Source organism: Bradyrhizobium sp. LCT2 (genome assembly GCF_009931255.1).
Lineage (GTDB): Bacteria > Pseudomonadota > Alphaproteobacteria > Rhizobiales > Xanthobacteraceae > Bradyrhizobium > Bradyrhizobium diazoefficiens.
Genome location: NZ_CP034432.1, coordinates 6,180,847 through 6,205,470, shown reverse-complemented (window position 1 = coordinate 6,205,470; position 24,624 = coordinate 6,180,847). Strand labels below are relative to the sequence as shown.

The window sequence follows — 24,624 nt, the reverse complement described above, 5'->3', positions numbered from 1 at the left end:
CTCGCGTTCAACGCCTGGAAGCCGTGTGGAAGATGCGCCGCCGGCATTGCGGGTTGGAGATTGCGGGATGAGTTTTGCGGTGGACGTTTTTGCTCGCGCCGAAGCCGAGATCGCGACGACGATCACGAGCGAAGCGAACGCACCGGTGATCGCGTCGGCTTCGATCGCGCCTGACGGCGAGCCGGTCGCGGCCGATGTCGTGTTCGACGAGGACAGCGAGCTTCTCGATCGGCTTGCCGCTGACGATGAGACCGCCTTCCGGATGCTTGTCGAGCGGCACATCGATCGTGCCTATGCGATCGCGCTGCGCATCGTCGGCAACGCGGCGGACGCCGAGGACGTGGTGCAGGACAGCATGCTGAAGATCTGGAGTCATCGCGGCCGCTGGCAGCATGGCCGCGCAAAGTTCTCGACCTGGCTCTATCGCGTCATCTCCAACCGCTGCATCGACCTCCGCCGCAAGCCGCGCACCGAGAATGTCGATACCGTGCCCGAGGTCGCCGACGGACGGCCGGATGCATCGCGCGTGATCGAGCGCAACGAGCTGAACGGCATGCTGGAAGAGGCGATGCAGCGGCTGCCGGAGCAGCAGCGGATCGCGGTGATCCTGTCGTATCATGAGGACATGAGCAACGGCGAGATCGCAGAGGTCATGGACTCTACCGTGGCCGCGGTGGAATCGCTCCTCAAGCGCGGACGTCAGCAACTGCGCCAGCTCCTGCGGCGGCACGAACGCGACATCCGCACCGCGTTTACCGACTGCTAACCATAAAATCCGGCTCTCGAAAGATTTCCCGCCTGATCGTTCGGCGCTCCTTCGTTTGAGCGGGTGGACGGGGCTGCGCCCGCGTCGTCGTAAGTCTTTCCACGATGCGGCACGTCATGCCCATCAGCACAGGAGCTTCCAATGCCCGCAATCAACACCAATACCGCCGCCAATGCCGCGGTCCGCTATCTCAACGTCAATTCCGCGCAGGAAACCAGCTCGCTCTCAAAACTGTCGAGCGGCTCGCGCATCACATCCGCCTCCGACGACGCCGCCGGTCTGGCGATCTCCACGCGCATCTCGTCCGACGTCACCACGCTGCAGCAGGCGGCAACCAACGCCTCGCAGGCGACGGCGATCCTGCAGACCGCGGACGGCGGCGCTTCCAACATCTCCGACATTCTCGCGCGCATGAAGTCGCTGGCCTCCGAATCCGCCTCGGGCACCACGACTGATTCCAGCCGCGCCTACATCAACTCGGAATTCTCGCAGCTCACCAGCGAAATCGATTCGATCGCCAGCGGCACCCGCTATTCCAGCCAGAGCCTGCTCGACGGCTCCAGCGTGTTTGCTTCCGGCGTCTCTGTCCTGGTCGGCTCGTCCGGCTCCGATACCATCACCATCACGCTGTCGAGCCTGACGGCTTCCTCGCTCAGCGTCACCTCGCTCGACGTCAGCACCCAGTCGGGCGCGACCTCGGCGCTGACCACGCTGGACACCGCCATCGACACCGTCTCGGCCGCGCGCGCCAGCATCGGCGCCCAGGAGTCGCGCTTCAATTTCAGCGCCGACTCGATCTCGACGCAGACCCAGAACCTGCAGAACGCCAACTCCGCGATCAAGGACGTCGACATCGCGGCCGAGCAGTCGAAGCTGTCGTCGGCCGAGGTAAAGACCCAGGCTGCTGTGTCGGCGCTGGCGGCCGCGAACCAGATGCCGCAGTACCTGCTCAAGCTGCTCGGCTAAGCGTTCGCGTTGATCATGATCTGACCGGGCCGGCAAGAGGCCGGCCCGGCACCTTCCAGGGATCGCCAGGCACGTGACCAGCGTCAGTTCGAGCACCAGCAGCACCAGCACGACCAGCTCGGGGGTCTCGATCACCACGAGCGGCACGACCAATTCGAGCAGCGTCGACTGGTCGGCGCTGATCCAGTCCGCCGTTGACGCCAAGACGGCGCAGGCGACGACGATCTCGACGTCGATCACCAGCAACCAAGCCAAGATCTCGGCCTATCAGACGCTGCAGAGCGACCTGAAGACGCTGTATTCCGGGCTGGCGTCGCTCGCGACGTCGGTGGTCAATTCACTCGTCACCAACGCTTTCTCGACCCGTTCCGCAAGCATCAGCTCAACCGGCGACGTCAGCGCATCGTCGACGCTGTCCATGAGCATCAAGAGCGGGGCCGCCACTGGCGACCATACGCTGACCATCAGCCAGCTCGCGACCGCGCACAAGGTGGTGGGCACCTCGCAGTCGAGCCAGACCGCCGAGCTCGGCTATTCCGGCACCTTCTCGCTCGGCCTCGCGGGCGGTTCGACATCCGATATCACGGTGACCAGCACGATGTCGCTGCAGGACGTCGTCGATGCCGTCAATGCCCAGACCTCGACGACCAATGTGCAGGCCTCGATCGTCCAGGTGTCGAGCGGCTCCTATGAGATGGTGCTGACGGGCACGGCGGACGCCGCCGACATCACCTATTCCAGCACGTCAGGCGACGATATCCTCAGCAAGCTGGGCGTAACCGACAGCTCAGGGGCCTTCACCGACGTGCTCCAGGCGGCGCAGTCGGCCGAGTTCACCCTCGACGGCATCGCGATGACCCGCGACACCAACGACATTTCCGACGTGCTGACCGGGGTCACCTTCAACCTGCTCCAGGCCACGCCGGACGGGACGTCGCTGAACATCAGCATCGAGACCGATACCAGCCAGATCCAGTCGGCGCTCGAGACCTTCGTCACCAACTACAATGCGTTTCGTGACGAGGTCATCGCCCAGCAGGCGACGGGCACTGACGGCACGGCATCCTCGAGTGCAGTGCTGTTCGGCGACGGCACCATGCGCAACATCATGGACGCGCTTCAGAACAGCCTGAACAGCACCGTCCGCGGACTGACGATGGCCGATCTCGGTCTGTCGTTCAACGAGAACAACGAGCTCGAGCTCGACACCTCGACACTGTCGGATGTCCTGAGCACCAATCTGAGCGGCGTGACAAAGCTGCTGTCGGCGCAGACCACGACGTCGTCTAGCCAGCTCAGCGTCGTCAACACCGGGACGTCGCCGCAATCCTTCACCCTGGATCTGACGGTGGATTCCGACGGCAATCTGACCTCGGCCTCGGTCGGCGGCGATTCCTCGTTATTCACGGTCAGCGGCACCACGATCATCGGCGCGTCCGGATCGATCTATGCTGGCATGGCCTTCACCTATAGCGGCTCGACCTCGCAGTCGATCACGGTGACGTCGACGTCAGGTCTCGCCACGCAGCTCTATCAGCTCGCGAAGAACTATTCCTCGTCGAGCGGTGCGTTGCAAACCCTGATCACCAATCTGACGACACGCGACGACGATCTGCAGCAGAAGGTCGACGACATCAACAGCGCGGCGTCGACGCTGCAGTCCCAGCTCCAGACCCAATATGCGAAGTACCAGGCGGCGATCGAGAGCGCCAACAGCACGCTGACCTATCTGAAGGCGCTGCTGAACTCGTCGAGCAATTGATAGCGTGGAACCGAGTGAGTGATGATGCATAACCAGATGGCGTACTTGGCCAACCAGGCCTATCGGGGAGCGGCGACCACGGTGCCGCCGCTGAAGGCGGTGTCGATGCTGCTCGGCGGGGCCGCCATCTTCCTGCAGAAGGCACTCGTGGCCCAGGAGTCGCGGCGCTTCGAGGAAGGACATGAGCACCTGATGAAGGCGACCGCCATCCTGCGCGGGCTCAGCCACAATCTCGATTTCACCAATGGCCGGGACGTCGCCGAGCGGCTCTACCAGACCTACAACGCGCTCATCCTGGCGAGCCTGAGGGCCTATGGTCGGCCGGACGCCCGCGAGAGCTTTCGGCGGATCATCGCCGGCCTGGCCGAGATGCGCGAGGCGTGGGAATTCGTCGATGCGGCGAGCCGGGGCGGCAAGGCCGATTCGGCTCCGTCACGGTAGCGGCCGGGCGGTTTCATAGATCCCGTGAATAACCGGGGCGAGGGGGTCCGGGCGGCTGTTTTCGCGGCCGTTCCGGCCGTGCTGGCGCGGCTTGGCGCGGATCACAGCGCGAATTCGGTTTCCGGCGCGCCAGCAATGCTTTATGACGGGCTTGGCGAGGCGGATATCCGGACGATGGACGTCACCGAGTTTGAGGATCTGATCGATCGGCTGGGCGAGGACGTCTCGCGCTGGCCCGATGATCGCCGCCTGTCCGCCGAACAGTTGCTGTCCCGGTCCGCTGAAGCGCAGGCCCTGCTCGCGCAGGCGCAGGCACTCCGCGCGGCGCTGGCCGCGCCGCCGGTGCGCGCGCCGGCGGGGCTCGCCGACCGCATCGTTGCCGCGGCGACCAAGCGCGGCACGGATGCCACCGAGGCGCTTACCGAGGGCGAGACGGCGAGGGGCTGATCGCTCGCGTCGTCGCATCGGCATCGAGATCGTCCCACAGTTCTTCATCTCTGCCTGACGTCTTCACACGGCAGATTTTGCCGAGTCGAACAGTGATCGCGCGTGTGCAAATCCGCGCCTGAATTCCCGTCCGGTCCCGTTTCATCTGCACAGAGATCAGCGCGCAACTGCTCCGTAATGCGAGCGCGCCGGTCGCCTAGAACCGGGGTGTGCGATGACCGTTTCCGCGACGAGTTCCGTCTCAACTGCAACGACGACGACATTATCGTCGTCGAGCTCGTCTTCCGCGTCGTCGTTGACGTCGAGCGACTTCCTGAGCCTGCTCGTCAGCGAGCTGCAAAACCAGGATCCGCTGAACGCGACTTCGACGACCGACTTCATCAATCAGCTCACCTCCTACGCGAATTTCACGTCGCAGCAGTCGATCAACAGCAATCTGACGTCGCTGGCGAGCTCATTCTCCAGCCTCGTGACGCTGAATTCGGTCAACTACATCGGCCACACCGTCGAGGCCAAGACCGATACGGCGTCGCTGAGCAATGGCTCCGCGACGTTCGGTTACTCGCTGTCCTCTGCAGCCTCGAACGTCTCGATCAGCGTCAAGGATTCCTCGGGCAACACGGTGTGGACCGGCACCGGCACCGGCAACTCCGGATCCAACAGCTTCACCTGGGACGGCAAGGACTCCAGCGGCAACCAGCTCTCGGACGGCGGCCAGTACACGATCTCGGTCAACGCGACCGATAGCGCCGGCAACTCCGTCCTCAACTACACGACCGTCACCGGCACGGTGACCGGCATCGACACCTCGACCTCGACGCCGTCGCTCACGGTCGGCGGCGTCTCCGTCAGCGCCGCCAACATCATCGGCGTCACGTCCTGATCTCATCCGGAGTTTTATCATGAGTCTCACCGGCGCACTTTCCTCGGCGATCTCGGCGCTCAGCGCGCAGAGCCAGTCGCTGTCGATGATCTCGGACAACATCGCCAACTCCGACACCACCGGTTACAAGACGACGTCGGCGATGTTCGACGCGCTCGTCACCGCGTCGAGCAACGCGACCTCCTACGCCTCGGGCGGCGTCACCGTCTCCGGCCGCGCCAACATCACCCAGCAGGGTCTGCTTGCAGCGACCTCGAACGCCACCGACGTCGCGATCCAGGGCAGCGGATTCTTCGCGGTGTCGAATTCCACGTCCGGCGGCACGATCTCCTATACCCGCAACGGTGCGTTCACCATCAACAATGCGGGCTATCTGGAGAACAACGGTAACTATCTCGAAGGCTGGCGCACGGACGCCGACGGCAACGTCGTCGGCAATGAATCGGCGAGCAACCTCACGGCCATCAACACGCAGGTCGCGTCCACCAGCGGCAGCGCCACCACCAAGACGACGGTCGCGGCCAATTTGCCGTCGGACGCCGCGACCGGGGACACCTACACCAGCTCGATGACGGTCTACGATTCGCTGGGGGCGGCGAACTCGATGCAGGTCACCTGGACGAAGACCGGCACCAACACCTGGAGCGCGAGCTTTGCCAATCCGACCTCCACGTCGGACACGACGACGGCGACGGGGACGGCCTCGGGCACGATCGCCATCACCTTCAACAGCGACGGCTCGCTCGCCAGCACCAGTCCGAGCCCGGCGACCGTCGTGGTGACCGGCTGGACCGATGGGGCCGCCGACAGCTCGATCACGCTCAATCTCGGCACCGTCGGCAAGACCGATGGATTGACGCAATACGCCTCGGGCGAAACCACGCCCTCCGTCAACGTCACCAGCATCGATTCCGACGGGCTGTCTTACGGCAAGCTCTCCAGTGTCTCGATCGGCAAGGACGGCGTGGTTGATGCCACCTACTCGAACGGCCAGACGATTGCGATCTACAAGATAGCGGTGGCGACCTTCGCCGATCCCAACGGTCTGTCGGCAAGCAGCGACGGCATCTATTCGGCAACCGTGACGTCGGGCAACGCCGCTCTCCAGGCCTCGGGCGAGAACGGCGCGGGCACGATCTACGGCAGCGAGCTGGAATCCTCGACCACAGACACCAGCAGCCAGTTCTCCAGCATGATCTCGGCGCAGCAGGCCTATTCCGCGGCCTCGCAGGTCATCTCGACCGTCAACAAGATGTACGACACGCTGATCTCGGCGATGAGGTGAGTGATGCGTGATGCCAGGGATCATGCCGTCGGCGAGGGGTTGCTGCTGCGCCTGAAGCGGCTGGTGTCGCGCGCCGGTGCAGTGGACCGCGCGAATCCTGGTCGGCTGCTTGCGCTGGTCGACGATGTCGAGAGCACGCGCCGCGCGCTGCTGCGCGAATGCGCGGATATCGAGGACGAGATGCGGCGCACGGCGGCGCGAACCACGGCGATCGGCGCCTATCTGCGCGGCTCGCAGGCCGGCCGCGGCCGGCCGCAGAATTAGAAGAACGATGTGAAGGCAACGAACATGAAACAGGCAGAGCCTACCAGGACCAGTGCCGCCGGCGGCGATATCAGGATCAAGTCGCTGATCGCGCTGATTGACGTCCTGACCACCCTGGTTGCCGAGGAGAATGCGGAGCTCGCCAAGGGCTTGCCCGCCTCGCGCCTGAGGCAGGTGGACGAGAAGAACCGGCTGGCCGAGTTGTTCGAGCGGACGGTCGCCGAATGTGCCGGGGGCAGCACCAGCCTGCACGTCAGGGACATGATCCTGCGCGAGCAGTTGATGGAGCGGATCCTGAAGCTGCGTGCCGCGATGGACGAGAACCTGGTGCGGTTGCGCGCGGCGATCGAGGCCAGCAACCGCCGGATCGAGGCGGTGATGCAGGCGATCCGCGAGCAGATTGCGGCGGTGTCGCCCTATGGCGCCTCGGGCCACGTCGCCGCCGCGCGGACCGTCTCCAGCGGCACCAGCCGGCGCGCCTGACGCAACGAGGAGGTCGCCGCCGTGTCGCTCGATATTGCACGACTGATCGCCTTCAGCGGGCTCTCGGCCACGCAGGTCCAGATCAGCGTGACGTCGTCGAACATCTCGAACGCCGACACGACCGGTTACACGACCAAGACCGCGAACCAGACGAGCAGCGTCACCAACGGCGTCGGCACCGGCGTCACGGTGACCGGCATCACCTCGACGGTGGACAAGCTGCTCCTGAAGTCGCTGATCGGCGCAACCTCTGAACTTGGCGCGGCCGATACCACCAACACTTATCTGACCTCGCTGCAAAGCCTCTATGGCTCAACCAGCAACTCGGACAGCTCGTCGACCGGTACGTCGCTTGCCAATACGCTGGCCGACCTGGAATCGGCGCTGTCGTCGCTCGCGAGCACGCCGAGCAGCGCGTCGCTGCAATCCAACGCGGTGAGTGCGCTCGACGATGTGGTGAGCCAGCTCCGGGAGACCTCCAGCGGCATCCAGAAACTCCGCTCCAATGCCGACAAGGACATCGCATCCTCGGTCGACGACGTGAACAAGAATCTGAAGCAGATCGCCAACCTCAATGCCGAGATCAAGCAGGTCGCAGCGTCCGGCCAGTCGACCGCGGATCTCGAGGACCAGCGCAACACTGCGCTGCAGGATCTCGCCTCGAAGATGAACGTCAGGTACTTCACGGCGTCGAACGGTGATCTTCAGGTCTATACCACCTCCGGCCAGGCGCTGGTCGACAGCACCGCGCATACGATCAGCTACACGACGGCGGCCAACGTCTCGTCGTCGACGAGTTTCAGTGCCATCGCGGTGAACGGCGTCGACATCACGTCCCAGATCACGAGCGGCGATATCGGCGCGCTCGTCACCCTGCGCGACAAGACGCTGCCGGCCGCGCAATCCCAGCTCGACGAGCTGGCCCAGCAGCTCACTTCCGCGCTGAACAGCGTATCCAACAGCGCTTCGTCGGTGCCGCCGCCAACCAGCCTGACCGGGACCACGGCGGTCGCGAGCACGGACGCGCTCTCGGCGACCGGCACGGTGCGCATTGCCGCCACCGACCAGAGCGGCAATCTGGTGTCCTATGCCGATCTCGACCTGTCGTCCTACGCGACGGTCGGTGATCTCGTGACCGCGATCAACGGCATTTCCGGCCTGTCGGCATCGGTCGATGCGAACGGCCATTTGATGGTCTCAGCCACCGGTTCAGGCAATGGCGTCGCGATCAACGAGATGACGAGCTCCGTAGGCAGCTCGGGCGAGGGATTGTCTGATTATTTCGGCCTGAACGACATCGTCACAGGAACCAGCGCTGCCGACATTGCGGTCAAGAGCAGCTTCCTCTCAGGCAGCTACGATCTGCCGCTCGCCACGCTGGATTCGTCATCGACGTTGACCGTCGGCAGCCAGGTGCTGTCATCGGGCTCGGCCACCGTGGTCAACAATCTCTACGACACCCTGACGGGCTCGAGGAGCTTTGCATCCGCGGGTGGCCTCGCCGCATCCACCAGCTCGTTCGCCGACTACGCCGCCACGATCGTCTCGGATGTTGCGAGCAAGGCGTCGCAGGCCTCCTCAACCTATACAGCGAAGGAGACGGCGCAATCGACCTATGCGGATTCGCTCTCCTCGCAGTCGGGCGTGAACCTGGACGAGGAATCGGCGCGGCTGAGCACGCTGCAGAACAAATATTCCGCGGCCTCGGCGCTGATCCAGGCCATCAACACGATGTACTCTGCGCTGCTCAACGCCGTGCAGTCGGGCTGAGGCGGGAGGTTACCGATGGCAATGCGGGTGGCGACCTTCGCGCAGACCAGCTCCTTGATCGCGGATGCGCTGCGCATTCAGTCGGTGATGGCCAACGAGCAGATCCAGGAATCGTCGGGCCAGATCTCGAGCGATTTCGGCGGCTACGGCTCGACTGCTCAGCACGTGGTCAATCTGCAGGTTTCGGTGACGCGGGCGCAATCCTACGTCGACGCCGCGACGCTCGCCGACAGCCGGGTGCAGGTGATGTATTCGGCGGTGGGATCGATGACCGACATGGTCACGCAGTTGCGCTCGCAGCTCAGCGCCGCCTCGACCGGCAGCTCGACCGAGGCGAATTCGGCGATCGCCACCGCGCAGCAATATCTGGAGCAGATGGGGTCGCTGCTGAACACGCAGTATGACGGCCAGTACGTCTTTGCCGGCGGCAAGACCGAGACGGCGCCGGTGGATATCACGAGTTTTGCCACCGGCACAGGCTCCACCGCCACCGCGGACACCTCCTATTACTCCGGCGACGGCGAAATCGCGTCGGTCCGCGTCTCGGCCGACCAGGCCGTGTCCTATGGCGTCACCGCCGACAATTCGGCGTTCGAGGAGGTGATGCGTGTCCTGAAGTTCGTGGCCAACAGCACCTCGCTGTCGTCCTCTGACATCACCCAGGCGCTCGACCTCGCGAGCACGGCGCTGGACGACACGGTGGCGGTGCAGGCCAGACTCTCCGGTGCGGCCTCGCAGATCGAAACGGCGAGCACGCGGCAGAGCGACTACAAGAGCTTTGCCGAGACGCTGTCGAGCGACCTGACCGGCGTCGACGTTGCCGCGATCACCGCGCAACTTTCGACCTATCAGTCCCAGCTCACCGCTTCCTATTCCGCGCTCGGAAAAATCCTGAGCATGAATCTCGCGAGCTATCTGAAATAGTTGCGCAAAGTCGCTGAGCGCCTGGTCCGACGAAGGCGGGCGTGTCAGACGGCTATCGTTCCAGGGTGACTAGCGAGCAGCAATCCAAGATATTTCAGCAGTTGACGAAGCGAACAATTTGGCGCCTGGCCAAAGGTGTGTTGCTGCGAAGCGGAAGGTTGAAGGCAGCGGATTTCAGATAGTTGAAGCAAGCCGAAATCAGCTTCCTGCGCCAACTGAGTGAGCCGAGATCGCGAAAGTTGCGGCAGTGTGATGAGCTTGTTACTCGTTCGCAGACGCTTGGCATCGGCGTTCAGACAGCACAATAACCACCTTGAGGCCGTGAGGCTGGTTGTCCTGCAGCGACAGGGATCCGCCGTGTGCCTCGACGATACTGCTGGCAATCGACAGTCCGAGCCCGAAGCCGCTGGTCTCGTTCATCGTGCGGGCGTCGTCACCCCGTACGAACGGCTCGAGCATCGCGGCCTTCTTGTCGTCCGGGATTCCGGGACCATCGTCCGAGACCTCGATGGTCGTGACCGCGTCTGCGACGGACAGGGCGACGTTCACTTCGCTGCCGAAGCGAATGGCGTTTCCAATCAGATTGGCGAGCGCCCGCCTGATCTCATCCGGCTTGACCGTGAGCGTGAGCCGCGAGGGGCCGTGGTAATGGACCGCGTGACCGCAGTCCGCAAACTCCTCGCATACCATCTGAACGAGTGCCGCGATGTCCACCAGCGTGGGCCTGGCGCCGCTGCCGCCACGCAGCAGGATGAGAACGGATTCGAGCATCGCCTGCATCTGGTCGAGGTCGCGCAGCGTCTGTGTGCGCTGGGTGTCGTCCTCGATATATTCGGAGCGCAGCCGTAGCCGCGTGATGGGTGTGCGCAGATCGTGGCTGATCGCGGCGAGCATCCGGGTCCGGTCGTTCATTAGCGACGTGATCCGGTTCCGCATCAGGTTCAGTGCCTTCGCCGCCGACCTGATCTCCTCGGGCCCGCTCTCGGGGAGCGGTGCCGAGGACCGGCTCAGGCTGAAGCTCTCGGCTGCCCTGGCAAAGGCCGATAGGGGCGCGCTGAGCGCCCGGCCGGCCCATACCCCGAGCAGCGTAATGCTGATGACCAGGAACAACAGCGTGCTTGCCCAAAGGCCGGTGATAAATCCGGGAATGCTCGGCGTCCTCACTGTCGCATCGAGGACTTCGCCGTCCCCGAGATCGAAGAGGACGCTGTCCTGTTCGGGCGGACGTCGCTGAACGATCTGGACGCGGCCATCGAACGGTGAGGGGATGGCCGTCGTCGGAGTTGCGGACGCGCGAGGCCCGCCCTCCGTCAGTCGAAGTTGCAGGTCAGGAAGGCCGCGACCGATATTCTCAACGAGAACGCGACGTTCGTTTCGCGGCGTCTTGTCGAGAATTCGCACAATCAGCTCGAATTGCTGCAGTGGCTCGTCGGTCAGCAGGCTGGGCTTGGGCCGGCTCACCAGGACATAGCCGGCGATCAGCGCGTGAATCAGCACGAGCGTTGACAGGATCAGCGCGGCGATCTGGCCGCTGATTCGTCGCAGGGTAAAGAGCCTTACGAGCTTGCGGAGCCGGCTCACGCTTCGTCCACCCGCGGCGTGAAAATATAGCCGCCCGTTCTGACGGTCTTGATCATCGAGGTTCCTTCGGTCCTGTCGAGCTTGCCGCGCAATCGGCTCACGAGCACGTCGATGCTGCGCCCGAAGGCGCCGCCCGGCCGCCCGCGCGTCATGTTCAGGAGCGTGTCCCGGCTCAGGATGCGGCCGTGGCGCTCGCAGAAGGATTGCAGCAGGTCGAATTCGGCGCTCGTCAGCGGCACCTGCGCGCCCTCCGGGTCACGCAACTCCCGCATTCGGGAATCGATGATCCAGCCCTCGAATCTCAGGCGGGCCGAGGTCTTTGCCGCGGGCCCCGCCGATCCGCCCAATTGCCGCCGGAGCACGGCGTTGATCCGCGCCAGAAGTTCGCGCGGATTGAACGGCTTTGGCAAATAGTCGTCGGCTCCCATTTCGAGACCGAGGATCCGATCGACGTCGTCGCCCTTGGCGGTCAGAATGATGATGGGCGTCGTGGTGTCGACGCGCAGGCGTCGACACAGGCTCAGGCCGTCCTCGCCCGGCAGCATGAGGTCGAGCACGATCAGGTCGACGCGGTTCTGGCTGATGTAGCGGTCCATCTCACGCCCGTTCGCGGCCATGCCGACGTTGAACGAGTTCTCACGCAGATAGCGTGCGACCAGATTTCGTGTCTCTTGGTCGTCTTCGACTATGAGGATGCTCTGGGTGCTCATGGCATGAATGGCGATGTTGCTTGGCGTCGATGCGGGCGGCCGGTCGGTGCCGGAAGACCGCGTTCGAGCCAAACTACCACACGCGGCGAGGGTTCTAAGGTCATTCACGGCTGAGGGCTACCACCGGATCGAAGGATGCGGCGCGCCGCGCCGGGAAATAGCCGAAGAAGATCCCGATCGCCGTCGACGTCAAGAAGGCGGCGCCAATGGAGAAGGTCGAATAGGAGACCTGGAACCCCGGCAGGAGAAGGTTGAGGAGCGCGCCCAGCGCGACTGCGATCAGGATCCCTGCGATCCCGCCGAGCGACGAGATCAGAGTCGCCTCAACGAGGAACTGCTGGAGGATGTCTTCCCGTCTTGCGCCGACGGCCATGCGCACGCCGATCTCGCCGATCCGTTCGGATACGGACACCAGCATGATGTTCATTACACCGATACCCCCGACGACGAGCGAGATGACGGCGATCGCCGCCACGAGGAAGGCGAGGGTCTGCGTCGTGCTGGTGATCGTGCGGCGGATGTCGTCGGTATTGAGGATCACAAAATCCTTGGTGCTGTGGCGCCGCGTGAGCAGCGTGGTGACCGCCTCCTGCGCAAGGTCGGTCGAGACCTCGTCGCTGACGCGCAGCAGGACGCTGCGAAGGGAGCGATCGCCGGTGAACTGGGCCTGCACGGTCGTGTAAGGAAGATAGACGGAGAGGTTCTGGTTGGAGCCAAAACCGCCCTGCTGCTGGGCGATCACGCCGACGACGCGGCATGGCACCTTGCCGACCCAGATCACGCGGCCGATGCCGGCGTTCTGATCGTCGGAGAAGAATGTCCTTCTTGTGTTGTCGTCGATGACGGCCTGACGCTCGATGTTGCGGACGGCGACAGCGTCGAACAGCGCACCCGCCGCGATCTTGGTGCCCTTGACCTGGAAGTAGCTGCGGTCGACGCCGTTCACCAGCACGTTGGATTCGCGGTCGCGGTAGCGCACCGTCGTGCTGGTCGAGACGGTCGGCGTGACGCCGGCGATGAAGGTCTGGCGGTCCAGCGCACGGGCGTCGTCGAGGACCAGCGTCTTGATCTTGCCGGCTCGGGCGTCGCCAAAGTCCTTGCCGGGAAACACCTCGATCGTGTTGGTCCCGAGGTTCGAGATATCGGACAGCACCTTGTTCTGCGAGGCGTTGCCGAGCGCGACGACGGAGGACACGGCCGCGATGCCGATGATGATGCCGAGCATGGTCAGGAACGAGCGCAGCCGGTGCGCCGCCATCGAGAGTAGGGCCATCCGCAGCGTCTCCCGGAAGCGGAAGGCGAGGCCGGACCAACGGCTGGACCTTGTGTCAGGCTTGTCAGCGGGGAGGGAGGCAGCCGCCGTCGCCACGGCGGCGTCGGTGCGCTTGTCCGAAACAACAAGACCGTCGCGCAACTCGATGACGCGGTTGGCACGCTTGGCGACCTCGGGATCGTGCGTGACGATGATGATCGTCTTTCCCTCGCGATGCAACTCCACCAGGATTTTCAGGACCTCTTCGCCGCTGCGGCGATCGAGTGCACCGGTTGGTTCGTCCGCGAGTACGACCTCGGCCCCGTTCATCAGGGCGCGCGCGATCGAGACCCGCTGCTGCTGGCCGCCGGAGAGCTGGTTGGGCCGATGACCGCGCCGCTCGGCCATGCCGAGCCGGGCCAGCAGGCGTTCGGCCCGCGCCTGCCGTTCGCTCGCGGTATCGCCGGCATAGACCGCGGGGATCTCGACATTTTCGAGCGCCGACAGTTCGGAGAGCAAATGGTAGCGCTGGAAGATGAAGCCAAAGTGCTCGCGGCGCAGCGCGGCCAAGGCGTCGGCGTCGAGCGCCGCGACGTCCTCGCCGGCGACGCGATAACTGCCGGAGGTCGCGTGATCCAGGCAGCCCAGGATATTCAAGAGTGTCGACTTGCCCGATCCGGAGGAGCCGATGATGGCGACGAGTTCGCCGCGATCGATGTCCAGCGTCACGTCCGCGAGCGCGGCGACCTTGGTGTCGCCGGTCATGAACTCGCGGCAAATGTGGCTGAGCGCCAGAATCGGTTCGGTCATGTCACGATCCCGCTGGCGGGCCACCTTGCGGGAAGCCGCGGGAGGTCGGCCCACTGTTCGACGATTCTCCGGTGATGACGTGCTCGCCCTCGCTGAGGCCGGACTTGACTTCCACGGTGGTGCGATCGTTGAGCCCGATCTTCACATCGCGCTGGCGGACCTCGCCGGATGTGTCCAGCACGCGAACGGTGTTACGGCCGTCAGGCTGCCGCGTCAGCGCCAGCGCGGGGATCGTCTTGGTGCGCTTGGACTCGCCGATGACGATATGGACCTCCGCGGTCATATAGGTGCGCAGCCGCAATTCGCGGTTCTGCACCTTGAACACGCCGATATAGTAGATGGCGGTGCTGGTGGAACTCGACGACGACGAGCTCGACGTCGAACTCGTCGAGCTGGAGGAGAAGCTCGAATCGCTCTTGATCGATTCCGGCGCCGGCTCGATCTGCTCCAGTGTCGCCTCGTAGCGGTGGTCCTGGTCGCCGAGGATGGTGAAATACACCGCCTGTCCCGGCTGCACCTTGACGATGTCGGCCTCCGAGATCTCCGTGCGCACGGTCATGGTCTCGAGCTGGCCGAGCACGACGATGGTCGGTGCCGACTGCACCGCGTTGACGGTCTGTCCTTCCTGAGCCACGGCGGCAAGAACCGTTCCGTCGATCGGGGCGGTGATACGGGTGTAGTCGAGATTGACCCTGGCGGTCTCGACCGCCGCCTGGGCGCCCGCGATCAGCGCCTCCAGCGCCGCGATCTGCGCGCGAGTCTGCTTCGCGGTGGCGTCGGCGTTGTCGTAATCGCTGCGGGAGGTCGCGCGCTGCGCAAGGGTGGCCTGCTGGCGCGCCAGATTGGCCTCGGCCAGGACCAGCGTCGCTTCCTTCTCGACCTTCTGGGCGCGATAATTGTTCAGCGAGGCCTCCGAATTGCGAAGGTCGTTCTGCTTGGTGACGGGGTCGATCTGGGCGATGACGTCGCCCGCCTTCACGGTATCGCCGACGCGCACGTTCAGGGACGTGATGCGACCGGACACCTGGGCGCCGACCGCCGTGAGCCGCAGAGGTTTCAGCGTTCCGCTGCCGAGCACTTCCTCCCGCAGGTCGCTGACCGTCACCGGTGCGGTGATATACGCCGTCGTCTTCGCCGATCCGCTGCGGAAATGCACGGCGGCGGCGACGCCGATCGCGGTGAGGAGGCACGCCAGCGCGAGCCATGTTCGCGATCCCCTGGCAAGGATGTTCATCGCAGGGCCTCCCGGGCGTGCGGCCCCGTATTGGCGTCGACGATCAGCGGCGTCGCGGCATCGACCGGATCGACCCACCCGCCGCCGAGCGCCTTGGCCAGCGTGACATAGTACTTGGCGATGGCGACCTGGCTTTGGATCAGCGAGTCTTCCGCCGAATAGAGCGAGCGTTCGGCGTCAAGCACATCCAAAAAGTTCGACGATCCGGTCTCGAATAGCGAGCGCGAGAGCCGTGCGGCCTCACGATAGTTTTTCGCCGCTTCCGCTAGCTTGCCGGCGCGTGCCTTCTCGCGCGAGAGCGCCACCAGCGCATTCTCGACGTCTTCGAGCGCGGACAGCAGGGTCGAATGGAAGGTGGCAAAGGCCTGGTCCCGCTGCGCCTCGGCGATCCTGACGGTCGCGTAGCGCTTACCGGCGTCGAACACCGGCACGGTGATGGAGGGGCCGACCGACCAGCTCACGCTGGAATATTTGGCGAGGTCGCCGGCGCGAATCGCCGATGTCCCCACCGATCCCGTCAGCGAGATGCTGGGATAGCGGTCGGCCTCGGCGGCGCCGATTTTTGCGGTGGCCTGCGCAAGCTTGCGTTCGGCGCTCGCGACGTCCGACCGGTTGGTCAGGAGATCAGCGGGAACTCCCGTCGGTAGCGGCATGCGCGGCGCGGGGACCGGCGCCGATTTTGCGAAGAGGCCCGATACTGCAGTCGGAGCGCGGCCGAGCAGGATGCCGAGGCGATGCGTATCGGTGGCGAGGGCCGCCTCGTAGGTCGGAATGTTGGCTTCCGTGCTGGCCGCCTGGGCCGAGGCTTTGGCGAGATCGACGGCGGTGGCGCTGCCGGCCTCGTATTTCGTGCGCGTTAAACGCTCGGTGTCGCGCTGCGAAGCGGCCGTTCGCCTCGCGAGCGCGATGCGCGCCTGATAGCCGCGTGCATCGACATAGTAGGCGGCGACGTCGCCGAGCAGGGTGACGAGGCTATATCTCAGCTCGTCTTCGGCCGACTGTTCGGAGCGAATCGCGGCCTCGATGTTGCGCTGTGTGCCGCCGAACAGATCGAGCTCCCAGCTCGCGTCGAAACCCGCCTGGTACAAGGTGTAGGGGGACGTTCCGATGGCGACGCCAGAAGATCCTGCGCTGCTGGTCTTGTTGTCAGTCACCGAACCCGACCCGGTGACCGACGGGAACAAGCCCGATGCGGTTTGCGCAACCGTGGCTCGCGCCTCGCGGACCGATGCCTTTGCCTTCGCGAGGCTCGGATTTGCTTCCACTGCTTCGCCGATGAGCTGGGTGAGCAGGGAGTCGCGCAGACGAAACCACCATCGTCCGAATTCGCCGGTGCCCCCTTGGTGCCGGGGCGCGTTGGCCCATTGGGTCGGCAGCGTCACGCGAGGCGGCCCCATATAGTCCGGCCCGACGGCGCAGCCGGCGAGCAGGCTCGTAACGATGACGGCGCCGCACAAGCGCTTGGTTGGCGAGGTCAGTCCCGGGCAGGCGCTCTGCTGATGCCGCTCCTTTCTCGAGGGCAAGTCTGTTGCGGTCGGCTGAAAGGGCATCGAAACGGCTGGCGTCCATGTCGTGGGAATGCGGATGAAAATCGAACCGCATTCTGGCGCTTGAAGAGCGCGGTCGGCCTGTTGCCGGACCGGAATGAGGGCCAGTAGCACGCGCACTATGGCCTTTCAGCAGGCGGAATGTTGCTGAATGTAAACAGCGATTGCGACTTGTACGGAGCCGAGACGAGGCGCATGCCTGGCCTCGCCGGCTGCTTCTGCGCCGCTGCCTAGAACGGAAATCCCGGGGAGAGGCCGCCGAGGTCGAAAGCCGGATAGAGCGGCTGCCAGTCGAGCGGCCGGTTATTGTTCTGGCGCGCAAATGAGATCCCCGGAGGAAATGCGTAGTCGGTGAACTTGCGCTCGCCGGGAAGCACCTCGGTCCCGCCGTCCAGCCAGGATCTCTTGGTGACATAGATGCGCGTGTGCGGTCCGGCCTGGTACGAGCGGTTGGGGCCGCGAGGCCCGTAGGCGTAGACATCGGCATTCTCCCGCTGCTTTCGCTCGGCTGCCGTTGCACCATCGATTGCCGCGAGCGACGCGACGAGCGTAGCAATGAGGGCCGAAATTCTTGTCGGGCGTGCGATCGAGATCACGTTTGTCTCTCCGGAATTGACCAAGCCTTCGCGGCCTCTCGCACCGGCGGGCGATCAAGTAAATCGCTCACTTGTTGCGGGACGTTGCCCGCCCAAACCGACAAGCGATCGCGCAGGACGCGCGTTGCAGCCGCCTCTGCTGCTGAAGAGCGTTCTGCGGGCCCTCGTGCAGGCCTGTTCGGGCGTGTCCGTCGCGGCGATAAATCCAAATCGTTAGCAACGATCCAGCAACTTTCGAGCCACACCACCGCCACAGCGTTTTCGTCTCAGAGCGGTCAGTTGCTCGTGAGGTGTGGAATGAAGGTTTGGCGAAATTGGGCGATCGCGGCCGCGATCTGCGGGATCGCGATGGCGGCCTGCGTTGTCATGGTTGGGTTGCCGACAGCCGCGGGCGCTCAGGTGTCGCAGAGTATCGTCGTCGAGGGCAATCGCCGCGTGGAGGCCGAGACCGTTCGCTCCTACTTCAAGAGCACTCCGGACGGCCGGCTCGACCAGGCCGCGATCGACGATGGCCTGAAGGCGTTGATCGGCACGGGGCTCTTCCAGGACGTCCAGATCAGGCGCGCGGGCATGCAGATCGTGGTTTCGGTGGTGGAGAACGCTGTCATCGGCCGCGTTGCCTTCGAAGGCAACAAGAAGATCAAGGACGAGCAATTGTCCGCGGAGGTGCAATCCAAGCCGCGCGGTACGTTCTCGCGCGCGATCGTGCAGTCGGACACGCTGCGGATCGCCGAGATCTATCGGCGTTCCGGCCGCTATGACGTGCGCGTCACGCCCGAAATCGTGGAGCAGCCGAACAATCGCGTCGATCTCATCTTCACGGTCCAGGAGGGCGGCAAGACCGGCGTCAAGTCGATCGAGTTCATCGGCAATACCAGCTATTCAGCCGCACGGCTGCGTGACGTCATCAAGACGCATGAGGGCAATCTGCTGAGCTTCTTGGGCAACAACGACGTCTACGATCCGGACCGGATTGAGGCCGACCGCGATCTGATCCGTCGCTTCTATTTGAAGAACGGCTTCGCCGATGCGCAGGTCGTTGCCGCGCTTACCGAGTATGATCCCGGGCGCAAGGGTTTTCTCGTGACCTTCAAGATCGAGGAAGGCCAGCAATATCGCGTCGGATCCGTCGATTTTCGCTCGACCGTGCCGGGTTTCGATCCGGCCGCGTTGCGCAGCTATTCGCGGGTCAATGCGGGTTCACTCTACAATGTCGAACTGGTCGAGAAGTCGGTCGAGGATATGCAGATCGAGGCGTCGCGCAGAGGCTTTGCCTTTGCCGTCGTGCGTCCGACCGGCGACCGCAACTTCGAGGCCCAAACAGTGTCCGTTGTCTTCTCCATCGACGAAGGGCCGCGCACCTACATCGAGCGGATCAACGTTCGCGGCAACACCCGCACGCGCGACTATGTCATCCGCCGCGAATTCGACCTCTCCGAGGGCGATGCCTACCCCGCGGGTCACTTCAAATTCCTCCGGGTGTGGTCAGTCAAATTCCTCCACCCGCGAGGCAGGACAAGGGACTGTTAGTTTGAGTTTGTTTCCCGGGCAAGAGCTTCAGCGGCTTCTTTGAGCCGATAGCTGCGTCCGTCGAACTCAAGCAGATGGCAATGATGCATAAGGCGATCGAGGATCGTCGTGCTCATAGTGTTGTCCCCAAGGTATGCCCCCAATCCTGCACGACGCGATTGGAGGTGACGATGACGCTGCGGCGCAGTTTGTAGCGCTGATGGATCAGGGTCTGCAGCAAAGTGCCGGCGTCGTCGGGGATGGCGCGTGCGAGGAATAGATCGTCCAGCACGAGGAGATCGCAGTCGATGATGGTTCGCAGCCGGACCTCGCGTTGTGCCGGAGAGTTCAGGGCGTAGCGGTGGAAGAAGTCGTCGGTCTCAAGATACTGGACCTTGTGGCTTTGCAGGATCGCCTGATAGGCAATCGCCTTGGCGATGTGCGACTTCCCGGTGCCAGGTTTGCCGACAAGCAGAGCGTTCTCGCCAGCGGCAATGAACGCCAGGGTGTGGAGCTGGAAGCAGGTCTGACGTGGCAGTTTGGGATTGAAGGACCAGTCGAACTCGGCGAGCGTCAGCTTTTCGTCGAGCCCGGATTGCTGGTATCGCCGCTCGATAAGACGGGACTGACGACGGTCCAGTTCATCCTGCAGGATAAGGGAGAAGGTCTCGAGGAAGGGCTGGTTGGCGCCCTGCGCCTGGAGCACGCGCGTCTGCAGCGTGTCGCGGACACCCGACAGGCGCAGCTGTCGTAGGCAACGCTCAATTTCCGGCATGGTCATCATGTGGCTAGGTCTCCAGTTTAAGGTGAGAAGGTGCAGCGGGAGCGCTCGTGGCGCCGGAGCTGGCCGGGGTTGCGCAGGCGACACGAGCGCGGATTGCCGTGGCGTGATCGTCGTGAGCCTCGGCCTGCCGACCATTATCGTCGGCGTCGCGCCGCACAGCGCGGCTGAAGAGGTCGCCGTATTCCGCGGGGGTACGGATCAGCGGATGATCCTGGGTGAGCGGCGATGCCGGCTGTGGCGTCACTCCAACCTGCTCAATCGCCTGTTCGAACAACCGCTCGACGGTCGCACGCACGTGCTTGTAGCGGTAGATGCGGTTGTCGATGGCGTGCGCGCAGGCCTGCTCGACCAGCCGCGCCGGATACTTCCGGCCCAGCCCGACAATGCCCCACATCGCGCGCTGTCCGGGGCGCCCCTCGGTGTCGAACACTTGCTGGCATAGCGCCCTGGTCTGCGGCCCGATGCGCTCGGCGCTCGCCAGCAGCACGGCGGTTTGCCGCGACGGATTGAACGGCCGTTCGCTGGTCGGCAGGACAACAGAACCGGGGTGCGTCATCCGGGAATGAACACGCAGCAGCGCACGGGTGTGGCGATCACGGATCTCGATCGTGGAGGCGTAGATCCGCACCACGACCTGACTGCCGATCGGCGCGGGCCGCGCGGCGTAATAGCTGTTGTCGACGCGTACGGTGGTGTCGTCGCAGACAGTCCGGACGACTTCGGTGAAGATGCGGAAGGGAGCGACAGGCAGCGGCCGCAGGTGCGGCTTCTCTTCCTGGAACATCGCCTCGACCTGACGGCGCGTGCTGCCGTGGATGCGCTTGGAGGCCCAATTCTCCTCCCAGTGCCTCAGGAACTCGTTCTGGGCTTCCAGTGTCTCGAAGCGCCGTCCGGCCAGCGCGGTGCCCTGGGTATGTTGAATCGCACTCTCGACGCAGCCTTTCCGATTGGGATCGGCCACCCGCGCGGGATCGGCGACCACGGCGTAATGAGCCAGCATCGCGCTGTAAATCGGGTTGAGCTCGGGCTCGTACAAATCCGGCTTGAGGACGCCTTCCTTCAGATTGTCGAGCACGACATAGCTGGGGACCCCGCCAAAATACCGGAACGCCTCTTCGTGGAGCTGCGCCCAGACGTGTTGGCTGGACTTCCAGACCACCCGCCGGAAGCTGCGCCGCGAGTAGCGCAGCGTCATCACAAACAGGCGGGGACGGCGGTACCGGCCGCTCCTGGGATCAATCGTCAGAGCGCCCTCGCCATAGTCGACCTGGGCCTCCTCGCCAGGCAGGAACTCAAGTCGATCAAACTGCTCGGGATCGCTGTGTCGCAACGTGCGCACAAACCGCTTGACGCTCTGATAGCTGGACGGAAAGCCAAATCGATCGACCAGGTCCTGGTAAATCGCCTGCGCATTCCGCTTCAGGCGGACCTGTTCTTCGATCCATGCCCGATGCGGTTCGCAGGCCGAGCGGGCCAGGCTGCAGGCGGCTGTCGCTTCCGACACCCCAAAAGCCGGTGGTCGGGGTGGGGGAATTTGGTCGTCCGCGCTCACCGTGCCGGTGGTCACTTCCCCGGGGGAATTTGCCTCCGCACCAGCCCGCAGCGCCCGGTAACGCCGGATCGTCTTGCGATCGACCCCCGTCAGCCTGTGGATCTCGCGCTGGCTGGCGTTGCGATCAAGTAATGTAAATACCGTGCTTTGCAGATGTCGCTTCAAGACGTTCAACTCCCCGGCCCCTTGCTGGCTAAAGGGGTCGAACATAAACGTCCTGCCTGACCGGCTACTGCTGTTCAGCGGCGCTGACGGCGATCATCAGGTGGGGGAGTTTCAAGTGACCATACCCGGGGGATTTTGACCGACCCACGGGGTGCCTACAACCGCGCGCTGGTCGACCGTGCTGAACGGCGGCTGAAAAACCTCGACTTCTTCAAGTCGGTCAAGATCACCACGGAGCCGGGCTCCTCCAGCGACCGCGTGATCCTGATCGTCGATCTCGAGGAGAAGTCAACCGGCGATTTCTCGATCTCGGGCGGTTACTCGACCTCCGACGGCGCGCTGGCGGAGGTCAGCATCTCCGAACGTAACCTTTTCGGGCGCGGGCTCTACGGAAAGGCGTCGGTGACCTACGGCCAATATTCCCGGGGCGTGACGCTCTCCTTCGTCGAGCCCTATTTGCTCGAGCAAAGGATCGCGCTTGGGCTCGACTTGTCCTATCGCCAGCAAAAGGCGAACAGCTACACCAGTTACGGCGTGACCACGCTGGGGCTCTCGCCGCGCGTTGGCCTCGCCTTGCGCGAGGATACGTCGCTGCAGTTGCGCTACTCGCTCTACCAGCAGCGCATCGAGCTTTCGAGCGCCTACAACAACTGCAACAACAATGCGTCGAATGCCTCGCTGGCCTACAATCCGACGCCCGCCTACATCAAGAACGTGCTTGGCGGCGTTGATCCCGTCTATTCCAGCGACTCCTCGTATTACGGCTACGGCTGCTATGGCGACGGCGAGTCGTCGTTGCCCGTGCGCAAGGAGTTGTCGGATGGCGCGTCCTGGACATCGGCCGTCGGCTACACGCTGACTTACAATACGCTCGACAACAACAAGAACCCGACGGACGGACTGCTGATCGACTGGCGGCAGGATTTTGCTGGAGTCGGCGGCAATGTCAGCTACCTCAAGACCGCCGTTGACGGAAAATACTACGCGCCGCTGGTGGCTGAGATCGTCGGGCTCCTGCATCTGCAGGGCGGGGTGCTCAACAAAGTCGGCGACAAGGATCTCCGCATGCTGGATCACTTCCAGATGGGTCCGAACCTCGTCCGCGGCTTCGCGTCCAATGGCATCGGCCCGCGCGACATCTCCTACGCCAGTTTCGGTGCGACCGGCGATGCGCTCGGCGGAACGAAATACTGGGGTGCATCGGCCGAACTGCAAATGCCGTTCTGGTTCCTGCCGAAGGAGGTGGGGCTGAAGGGCGCGGTCTATGCCGATGCGGGCTCGCTTTGGGATTATCAGGGGCCGACGTCCTGGAGCGCCACGGGCGAGGTCAATTCGGCGGCGTGTCCCACCTGCGGGCTGCAATACGACGACAGCAAGGTCATCAGAAGCTCCGTCGGCGTCGGGTTGATCTGGCAATCGCCCTTCGGTCCGCTGCGCTTCGACTACGCCATCCCGCTGACCAAGGGAAAATACGACACCGTCCAGCAGTTCAGATTCGGGGGAGGGACGTCGTTCTAAGCTGCAACATCGTCGCGTTCGGCCGGGCTTCGGCTGGGCAAATGTTTCTGTACTTGCGAAAGCATTGCGCGATGTTTCCCGAGAGGTGTGGACGCTTGAGAGGACGAAGGCTTGTGGCAATCTGCGGCGGAAGTCGCGAGGAGTGACGACATGCGTAGACTGACCTTGGCATTGATGATCGCGTTCTGCGCGGCGAGCGGCGTTTCGGCCCAACCGTTCCCGCCGCCGCCTCCGCCGCCTGGCCCGCCCGGCTTCGGATCGCCGCCGCCTCCACCGCCGCCAAGGCTTATGCGCCTGCGTTGCGTGGCATTTCCTCCCGGTCCTCCGGGACCACCTCCGATCGTTTGCCGCGCTCCTCCGGCGCCTCCCGGTGCGCCGTGCGCATGCCGCGGCCCGCTCGGCCCGATACCGGGCGTGGTCAGGTAGACTTGCTGCTGCGCCGTCTCTCCCTGCTTGGCCAAAGATTGCCGGTGGCCGGGGAGACAGGTACCGTATGCGCAAACGATGCCGGCCTCTCTGACGGTGTGCAGCTTGCCATCCTCAAAGCGCTGCTCCGAGGTCGTAGCACTCGAACGCGAAGCGCACGCCGTGCTCCTGGCCCAGCCGCTTCATGATGGTCTCGATGTTGACGAAGGAGTTCTCGAAATAGGAATTCTTGCCGCCGTCGAGGAACGGCCTCTCCCAGTTGAACTTGTAGCGCTGATTTCGCCATATTCGACGAGCTTGCAGACGATGAGCAGACGATGCTCATTGGCAAGCATGCGCATCAGGGCGGCCACCCCCTTTGCCTGCCTTTCGAGTTCGTTCGTATTCATTCGGCGCATAACGGTGTTTCATTAGCATTAGCGTGCCAGCGGTCAAATATCGGGGCGAAAATCCGGGTTTGGCCGGTCAATGAATGGCCCGCGATTGAATGGGCGCAGCATATGCATGCGATTTATACTCACATCGCTGAATGAGTATAACCGAAGCCATCGCTCTCCAGGATCTCTGACATACGCCATTCGGGTGACGTGTGCACTCCCGCTCCCGCGCACGCGACGTGTGCACTGATAATCCGAAGAGGCGATTTCCGCTTCCAATTCATGCAGATATCGTCCTAGAAGAGCCAATCTACGGAAGCCTCGTCAAACGAGAATTCTCAGTCGGTCCAATCACATAAAGGGCTGATCGGAGTTAAAATACCTCAATAAGATGAATAGCTTGGACCGCAAATTTGCCACCGCGCCCATGATGGATTGGAACGAGAGTTCAAGTTTTACAATTGGTTAGACGCCGGCGTGTGCACGACGTGCACCGGGAGATCTAGAAAAATCTTACGACAGCATATGAGCGCAGACGTCTTAAGGCGCTGGAAACCGCTGCGCAATGGGTG

The 24,624-nt window shown here is 63.8% G+C and carries 20 protein-coding genes and 2 pseudogenes; 14 read left to right on the top strand and 8 right to left on the bottom strand.

Annotated elements, in window-relative coordinates; translation table 11 throughout:
* The first annotated feature begins 67 nt into the window (after nt 1–67).
* From EI171_RS29790 to EI171_RS29740, 11 genes are all read left to right on the top strand, one after another.
* Nucleotides 68–766: an RNA polymerase sigma factor gene (locus EI171_RS29790; protein ID WP_011086475.1), complete on the top strand. Its 699-nt coding sequence runs from the start codon at nt 68–70 to the stop codon at nt 764–766.
* A gap of 141 nt (nt 767–907) precedes the next feature.
* Nucleotides 908–1,732: a flagellin gene (locus EI171_RS29785; protein ID WP_011086476.1), complete on the top strand. Its 825-nt coding sequence runs from the start codon at nt 908–910 to the stop codon at nt 1,730–1,732.
* Nucleotides 1,733–1,805: 73 nt separating this feature from the next.
* Complete coding sequence (fliD, locus tag EI171_RS29780; RefSeq protein WP_161535447.1) at nt 1,806–3,494, top strand: flagellar filament capping protein FliD; 1,689 nt, start codon at nt 1,806–1,808, stop codon at nt 3,492–3,494.
* Between the two features lie 21 nt (nt 3,495–3,515).
* Nucleotides 3,516–3,935 (top strand): flagellar export chaperone FliS, encoded by a 420-nt coding sequence (gene fliS / locus EI171_RS29775; RefSeq protein ID WP_028170775.1) that lies wholly within the window; start codon nt 3,516–3,518, stop codon nt 3,933–3,935.
* 174 nt (nt 3,936–4,109) lie between these two features.
* A complete protein-coding gene (locus EI171_RS29770; RefSeq protein ID WP_028170776.1) occupies nt 4,110–4,382 on the top strand; it encodes a hypothetical protein in 273 nt (90 codons plus the stop codon).
* Between the two features lie 214 nt (nt 4,383–4,596).
* Complete coding sequence (locus EI171_RS29765; RefSeq protein ID WP_161535446.1) at nt 4,597–5,265, top strand: flagellar hook assembly protein FlgD; 669 nt, start codon at nt 4,597–4,599, stop codon at nt 5,263–5,265.
* 19 nt (nt 5,266–5,284) lie between these two features.
* Nucleotides 5,285–6,550: a flagellar hook protein FlgE gene (gene flgE, locus EI171_RS29760; RefSeq protein WP_161535445.1), complete on the top strand. Its 1,266-nt coding sequence runs from the start codon at nt 5,285–5,287 to the stop codon at nt 6,548–6,550.
* A 3-nt stretch (nt 6,551–6,553) separates the two neighbouring features.
* Nucleotides 6,554–6,814, top strand: coding sequence for a hypothetical protein (locus EI171_RS29755; RefSeq protein ID WP_028170779.1), 261 nt, complete (start codon nt 6,554–6,556; stop codon nt 6,812–6,814).
* Nucleotides 6,815–6,838: 24 nt separating this feature from the next.
* Nucleotides 6,839–7,297, top strand: a complete 459-nt coding sequence (locus EI171_RS29750) for a flagellar protein FlgN (RefSeq protein WP_161535444.1) — start codon at nt 6,839–6,841, stop codon at nt 7,295–7,297.
* Nucleotides 7,298–7,318: 21 nt separating this feature from the next.
* The gene (gene flgK, locus EI171_RS29745) at nt 7,319–9,067 is read left to right on the top strand and encodes a flagellar hook-associated protein FlgK (protein WP_161535443.1); all 1,749 of its coding nucleotides are present in this window, start codon (nt 7,319–7,321) and stop codon (nt 9,065–9,067) included.
* A gap of 15 nt (nt 9,068–9,082) precedes the next feature.
* Nucleotides 9,083–9,991 carry a flagellin gene (locus EI171_RS29740; protein ID WP_161535442.1) on the top strand — a complete coding sequence of 303 codons (909 nt, stop codon included), beginning with the start codon at nt 9,083–9,085 and terminating at the stop codon, nt 9,989–9,991.
* A 261-nt stretch (nt 9,992–10,252) separates the two neighbouring features.
* On the opposite strand, the gene EI171_RS29735 is transcribed toward EI171_RS29740, so the two are convergent.
* The 6 genes from EI171_RS29735 to EI171_RS29710 form a co-directional block, all read right to left on the bottom strand.
* Nucleotides 10,253–11,572: an ATP-binding protein gene (locus tag EI171_RS29735; protein ID WP_028170783.1), complete on the bottom strand. Its 1,320-nt coding sequence runs from the start codon at nt 11,570–11,572 to the stop codon at nt 10,253–10,255.
* Nucleotides 11,569–12,282, bottom strand: coding sequence for a response regulator (locus tag EI171_RS29730; protein ID WP_038966216.1), 714 nt, complete (start codon nt 12,280–12,282; stop codon nt 11,569–11,571). The genes EI171_RS29735 and EI171_RS29730 overlap by 4 nt, the downstream gene beginning before the upstream one ends.
* Nucleotides 12,283–12,382: 100 nt before the next feature.
* Complete coding sequence (locus EI171_RS29725) at nt 12,383–14,344, bottom strand: MacB family efflux pump subunit (RefSeq protein ID WP_060911494.1); 1,962 nt, start codon at nt 14,342–14,344, stop codon at nt 12,383–12,385.
* 1 nt (nt 14,345) lies between these two features.
* A complete protein-coding gene (locus EI171_RS29720; protein ID WP_161535441.1) occupies nt 14,346–15,578 on the bottom strand; it encodes an efflux RND transporter periplasmic adaptor subunit in 1,233 nt (410 codons plus the stop codon).
* Nucleotides 15,575–17,101: an efflux transporter outer membrane subunit gene (locus EI171_RS29715; RefSeq protein WP_371740279.1), complete on the bottom strand. Its 1,527-nt coding sequence runs from the start codon at nt 17,099–17,101 to the stop codon at nt 15,575–15,577. Before EI171_RS29715 ends, EI171_RS29720 begins: the two co-directional genes overlap by 4 nt.
* A 254-nt stretch (nt 17,102–17,355) precedes the next feature.
* Nucleotides 17,356–17,721: a hypothetical protein gene (locus tag EI171_RS29710; protein ID WP_049832366.1), complete on the bottom strand. Its 366-nt coding sequence runs from the start codon at nt 17,719–17,721 to the stop codon at nt 17,356–17,358.
* 348 nt (nt 17,722–18,069) lie between these two features.
* Between EI171_RS29710 and bamA (EI171_RS29705) the strand changes: the two are divergent.
* Nucleotides 18,070–19,173: pseudogene (gene bamA, locus EI171_RS29705) on the top strand (outer membrane protein assembly factor BamA); the annotation flags it as partial.
* A gap of 74 nt (nt 19,174–19,247) precedes the next feature.
* Here bamA (EI171_RS29705) and istB read toward each other — a convergent pair.
* A pseudogene (gene istB, locus EI171_RS29700) lies at nt 19,248–20,014 on the bottom strand (IS21-like element IS1631 family helper ATPase IstB).
* Between the two features lie 4 nt (nt 20,015–20,018).
* On the bottom strand, nt 20,019–21,776 hold the full coding sequence (gene istA, locus EI171_RS29695; RefSeq protein ID WP_161532270.1) for an IS21 family transposase: 1,758 nt from the start codon (nt 21,774–21,776) through the stop codon (nt 20,019–20,021).
* An 87-nt stretch (nt 21,777–21,863) separates the two neighbouring features.
* On the opposite strand from istA, the gene bamA (EI171_RS29690) reads away from it, so the two are divergent.
* Nucleotides 21,864–23,249: an outer membrane protein assembly factor BamA gene (bamA, locus tag EI171_RS29690; protein ID WP_371740548.1), complete on the top strand. Its 1,386-nt coding sequence runs from the start codon at nt 21,864–21,866 to the stop codon at nt 23,247–23,249.
* 743 nt (nt 23,250–23,992) lie between these two features.
* Nucleotides 23,993–24,208 (top strand): hypothetical protein, encoded by a 216-nt coding sequence (locus tag EI171_RS29685; protein WP_161535439.1) that lies wholly within the window; start codon nt 23,993–23,995, stop codon nt 24,206–24,208.
* The last annotated feature ends 416 nt before the right edge of the window (nt 24,209–24,624 follow it).

Excerpts from the sequence above, each read along its gene's own strand:
- EI171_RS29720 (WP_161535441.1), bottom strand. The coding sequence starts at position 15,578 with ATGAACATCCTTGCCAGGGGATCGCGAACATGGCTCGCGCTGGCGTGC.
- EI171_RS29755 (WP_028170779.1), top strand. The coding sequence starts at position 6,554 with ATGCGTGATGCCAGGGATCATGCCGTCGGCGAGGGGTTGCTGCTGCGC.
- fliS (WP_028170775.1), top strand. The coding sequence starts at position 3,516 with ATGATGCATAACCAGATGGCGTACTTGGCCAACCAGGCCTATCGGGGA.
- EI171_RS29770 (WP_028170776.1), top strand. The coding sequence starts at position 4,110 with ATGGACGTCACCGAGTTTGAGGATCTGATCGATCGGCTGGGCGAGGAC.
- EI171_RS29740 (WP_161535442.1), top strand. The coding sequence starts at position 9,083 with ATGGCAATGCGGGTGGCGACCTTCGCGCAGACCAGCTCCTTGATCGCG.
- EI171_RS29725 (WP_060911494.1), bottom strand. The coding sequence starts at position 14,344 with ATGACCGAACCGATTCTGGCGCTCAGCCACATTTGCCGCGAGTTCATG.
- istA (WP_161532270.1), bottom strand. The coding sequence starts at position 21,776 with ATGTTCGACCCCTTTAGCCAGCAAGGGGCCGGGGAGTTGAACGTCTTG.
- flgE (WP_161535445.1), top strand. The coding sequence starts at position 5,285 with ATGAGTCTCACCGGCGCACTTTCCTCGGCGATCTCGGCGCTCAGCGCG.
- EI171_RS29790 (WP_011086475.1), top strand. The coding sequence starts at position 68 with ATGAGTTTTGCGGTGGACGTTTTTGCTCGCGCCGAAGCCGAGATCGCG.
- EI171_RS29750 (WP_161535444.1), top strand. The coding sequence starts at position 6,839 with ATGAAACAGGCAGAGCCTACCAGGACCAGTGCCGCCGGCGGCGATATC.
- EI171_RS29685 (WP_161535439.1), top strand. The coding sequence starts at position 23,993 with ATGCTCATTGGCAAGCATGCGCATCAGGGCGGCCACCCCCTTTGCCTG.
- EI171_RS29765 (WP_161535446.1), top strand. The coding sequence starts at position 4,597 with ATGACCGTTTCCGCGACGAGTTCCGTCTCAACTGCAACGACGACGACA.
- EI171_RS29730 (WP_038966216.1), bottom strand. The coding sequence starts at position 12,282 with ATGAGCACCCAGAGCATCCTCATAGTCGAAGACGACCAAGAGACACGA.
- EI171_RS29785 (WP_011086476.1), top strand. The coding sequence starts at position 908 with ATGCCCGCAATCAACACCAATACCGCCGCCAATGCCGCGGTCCGCTAT.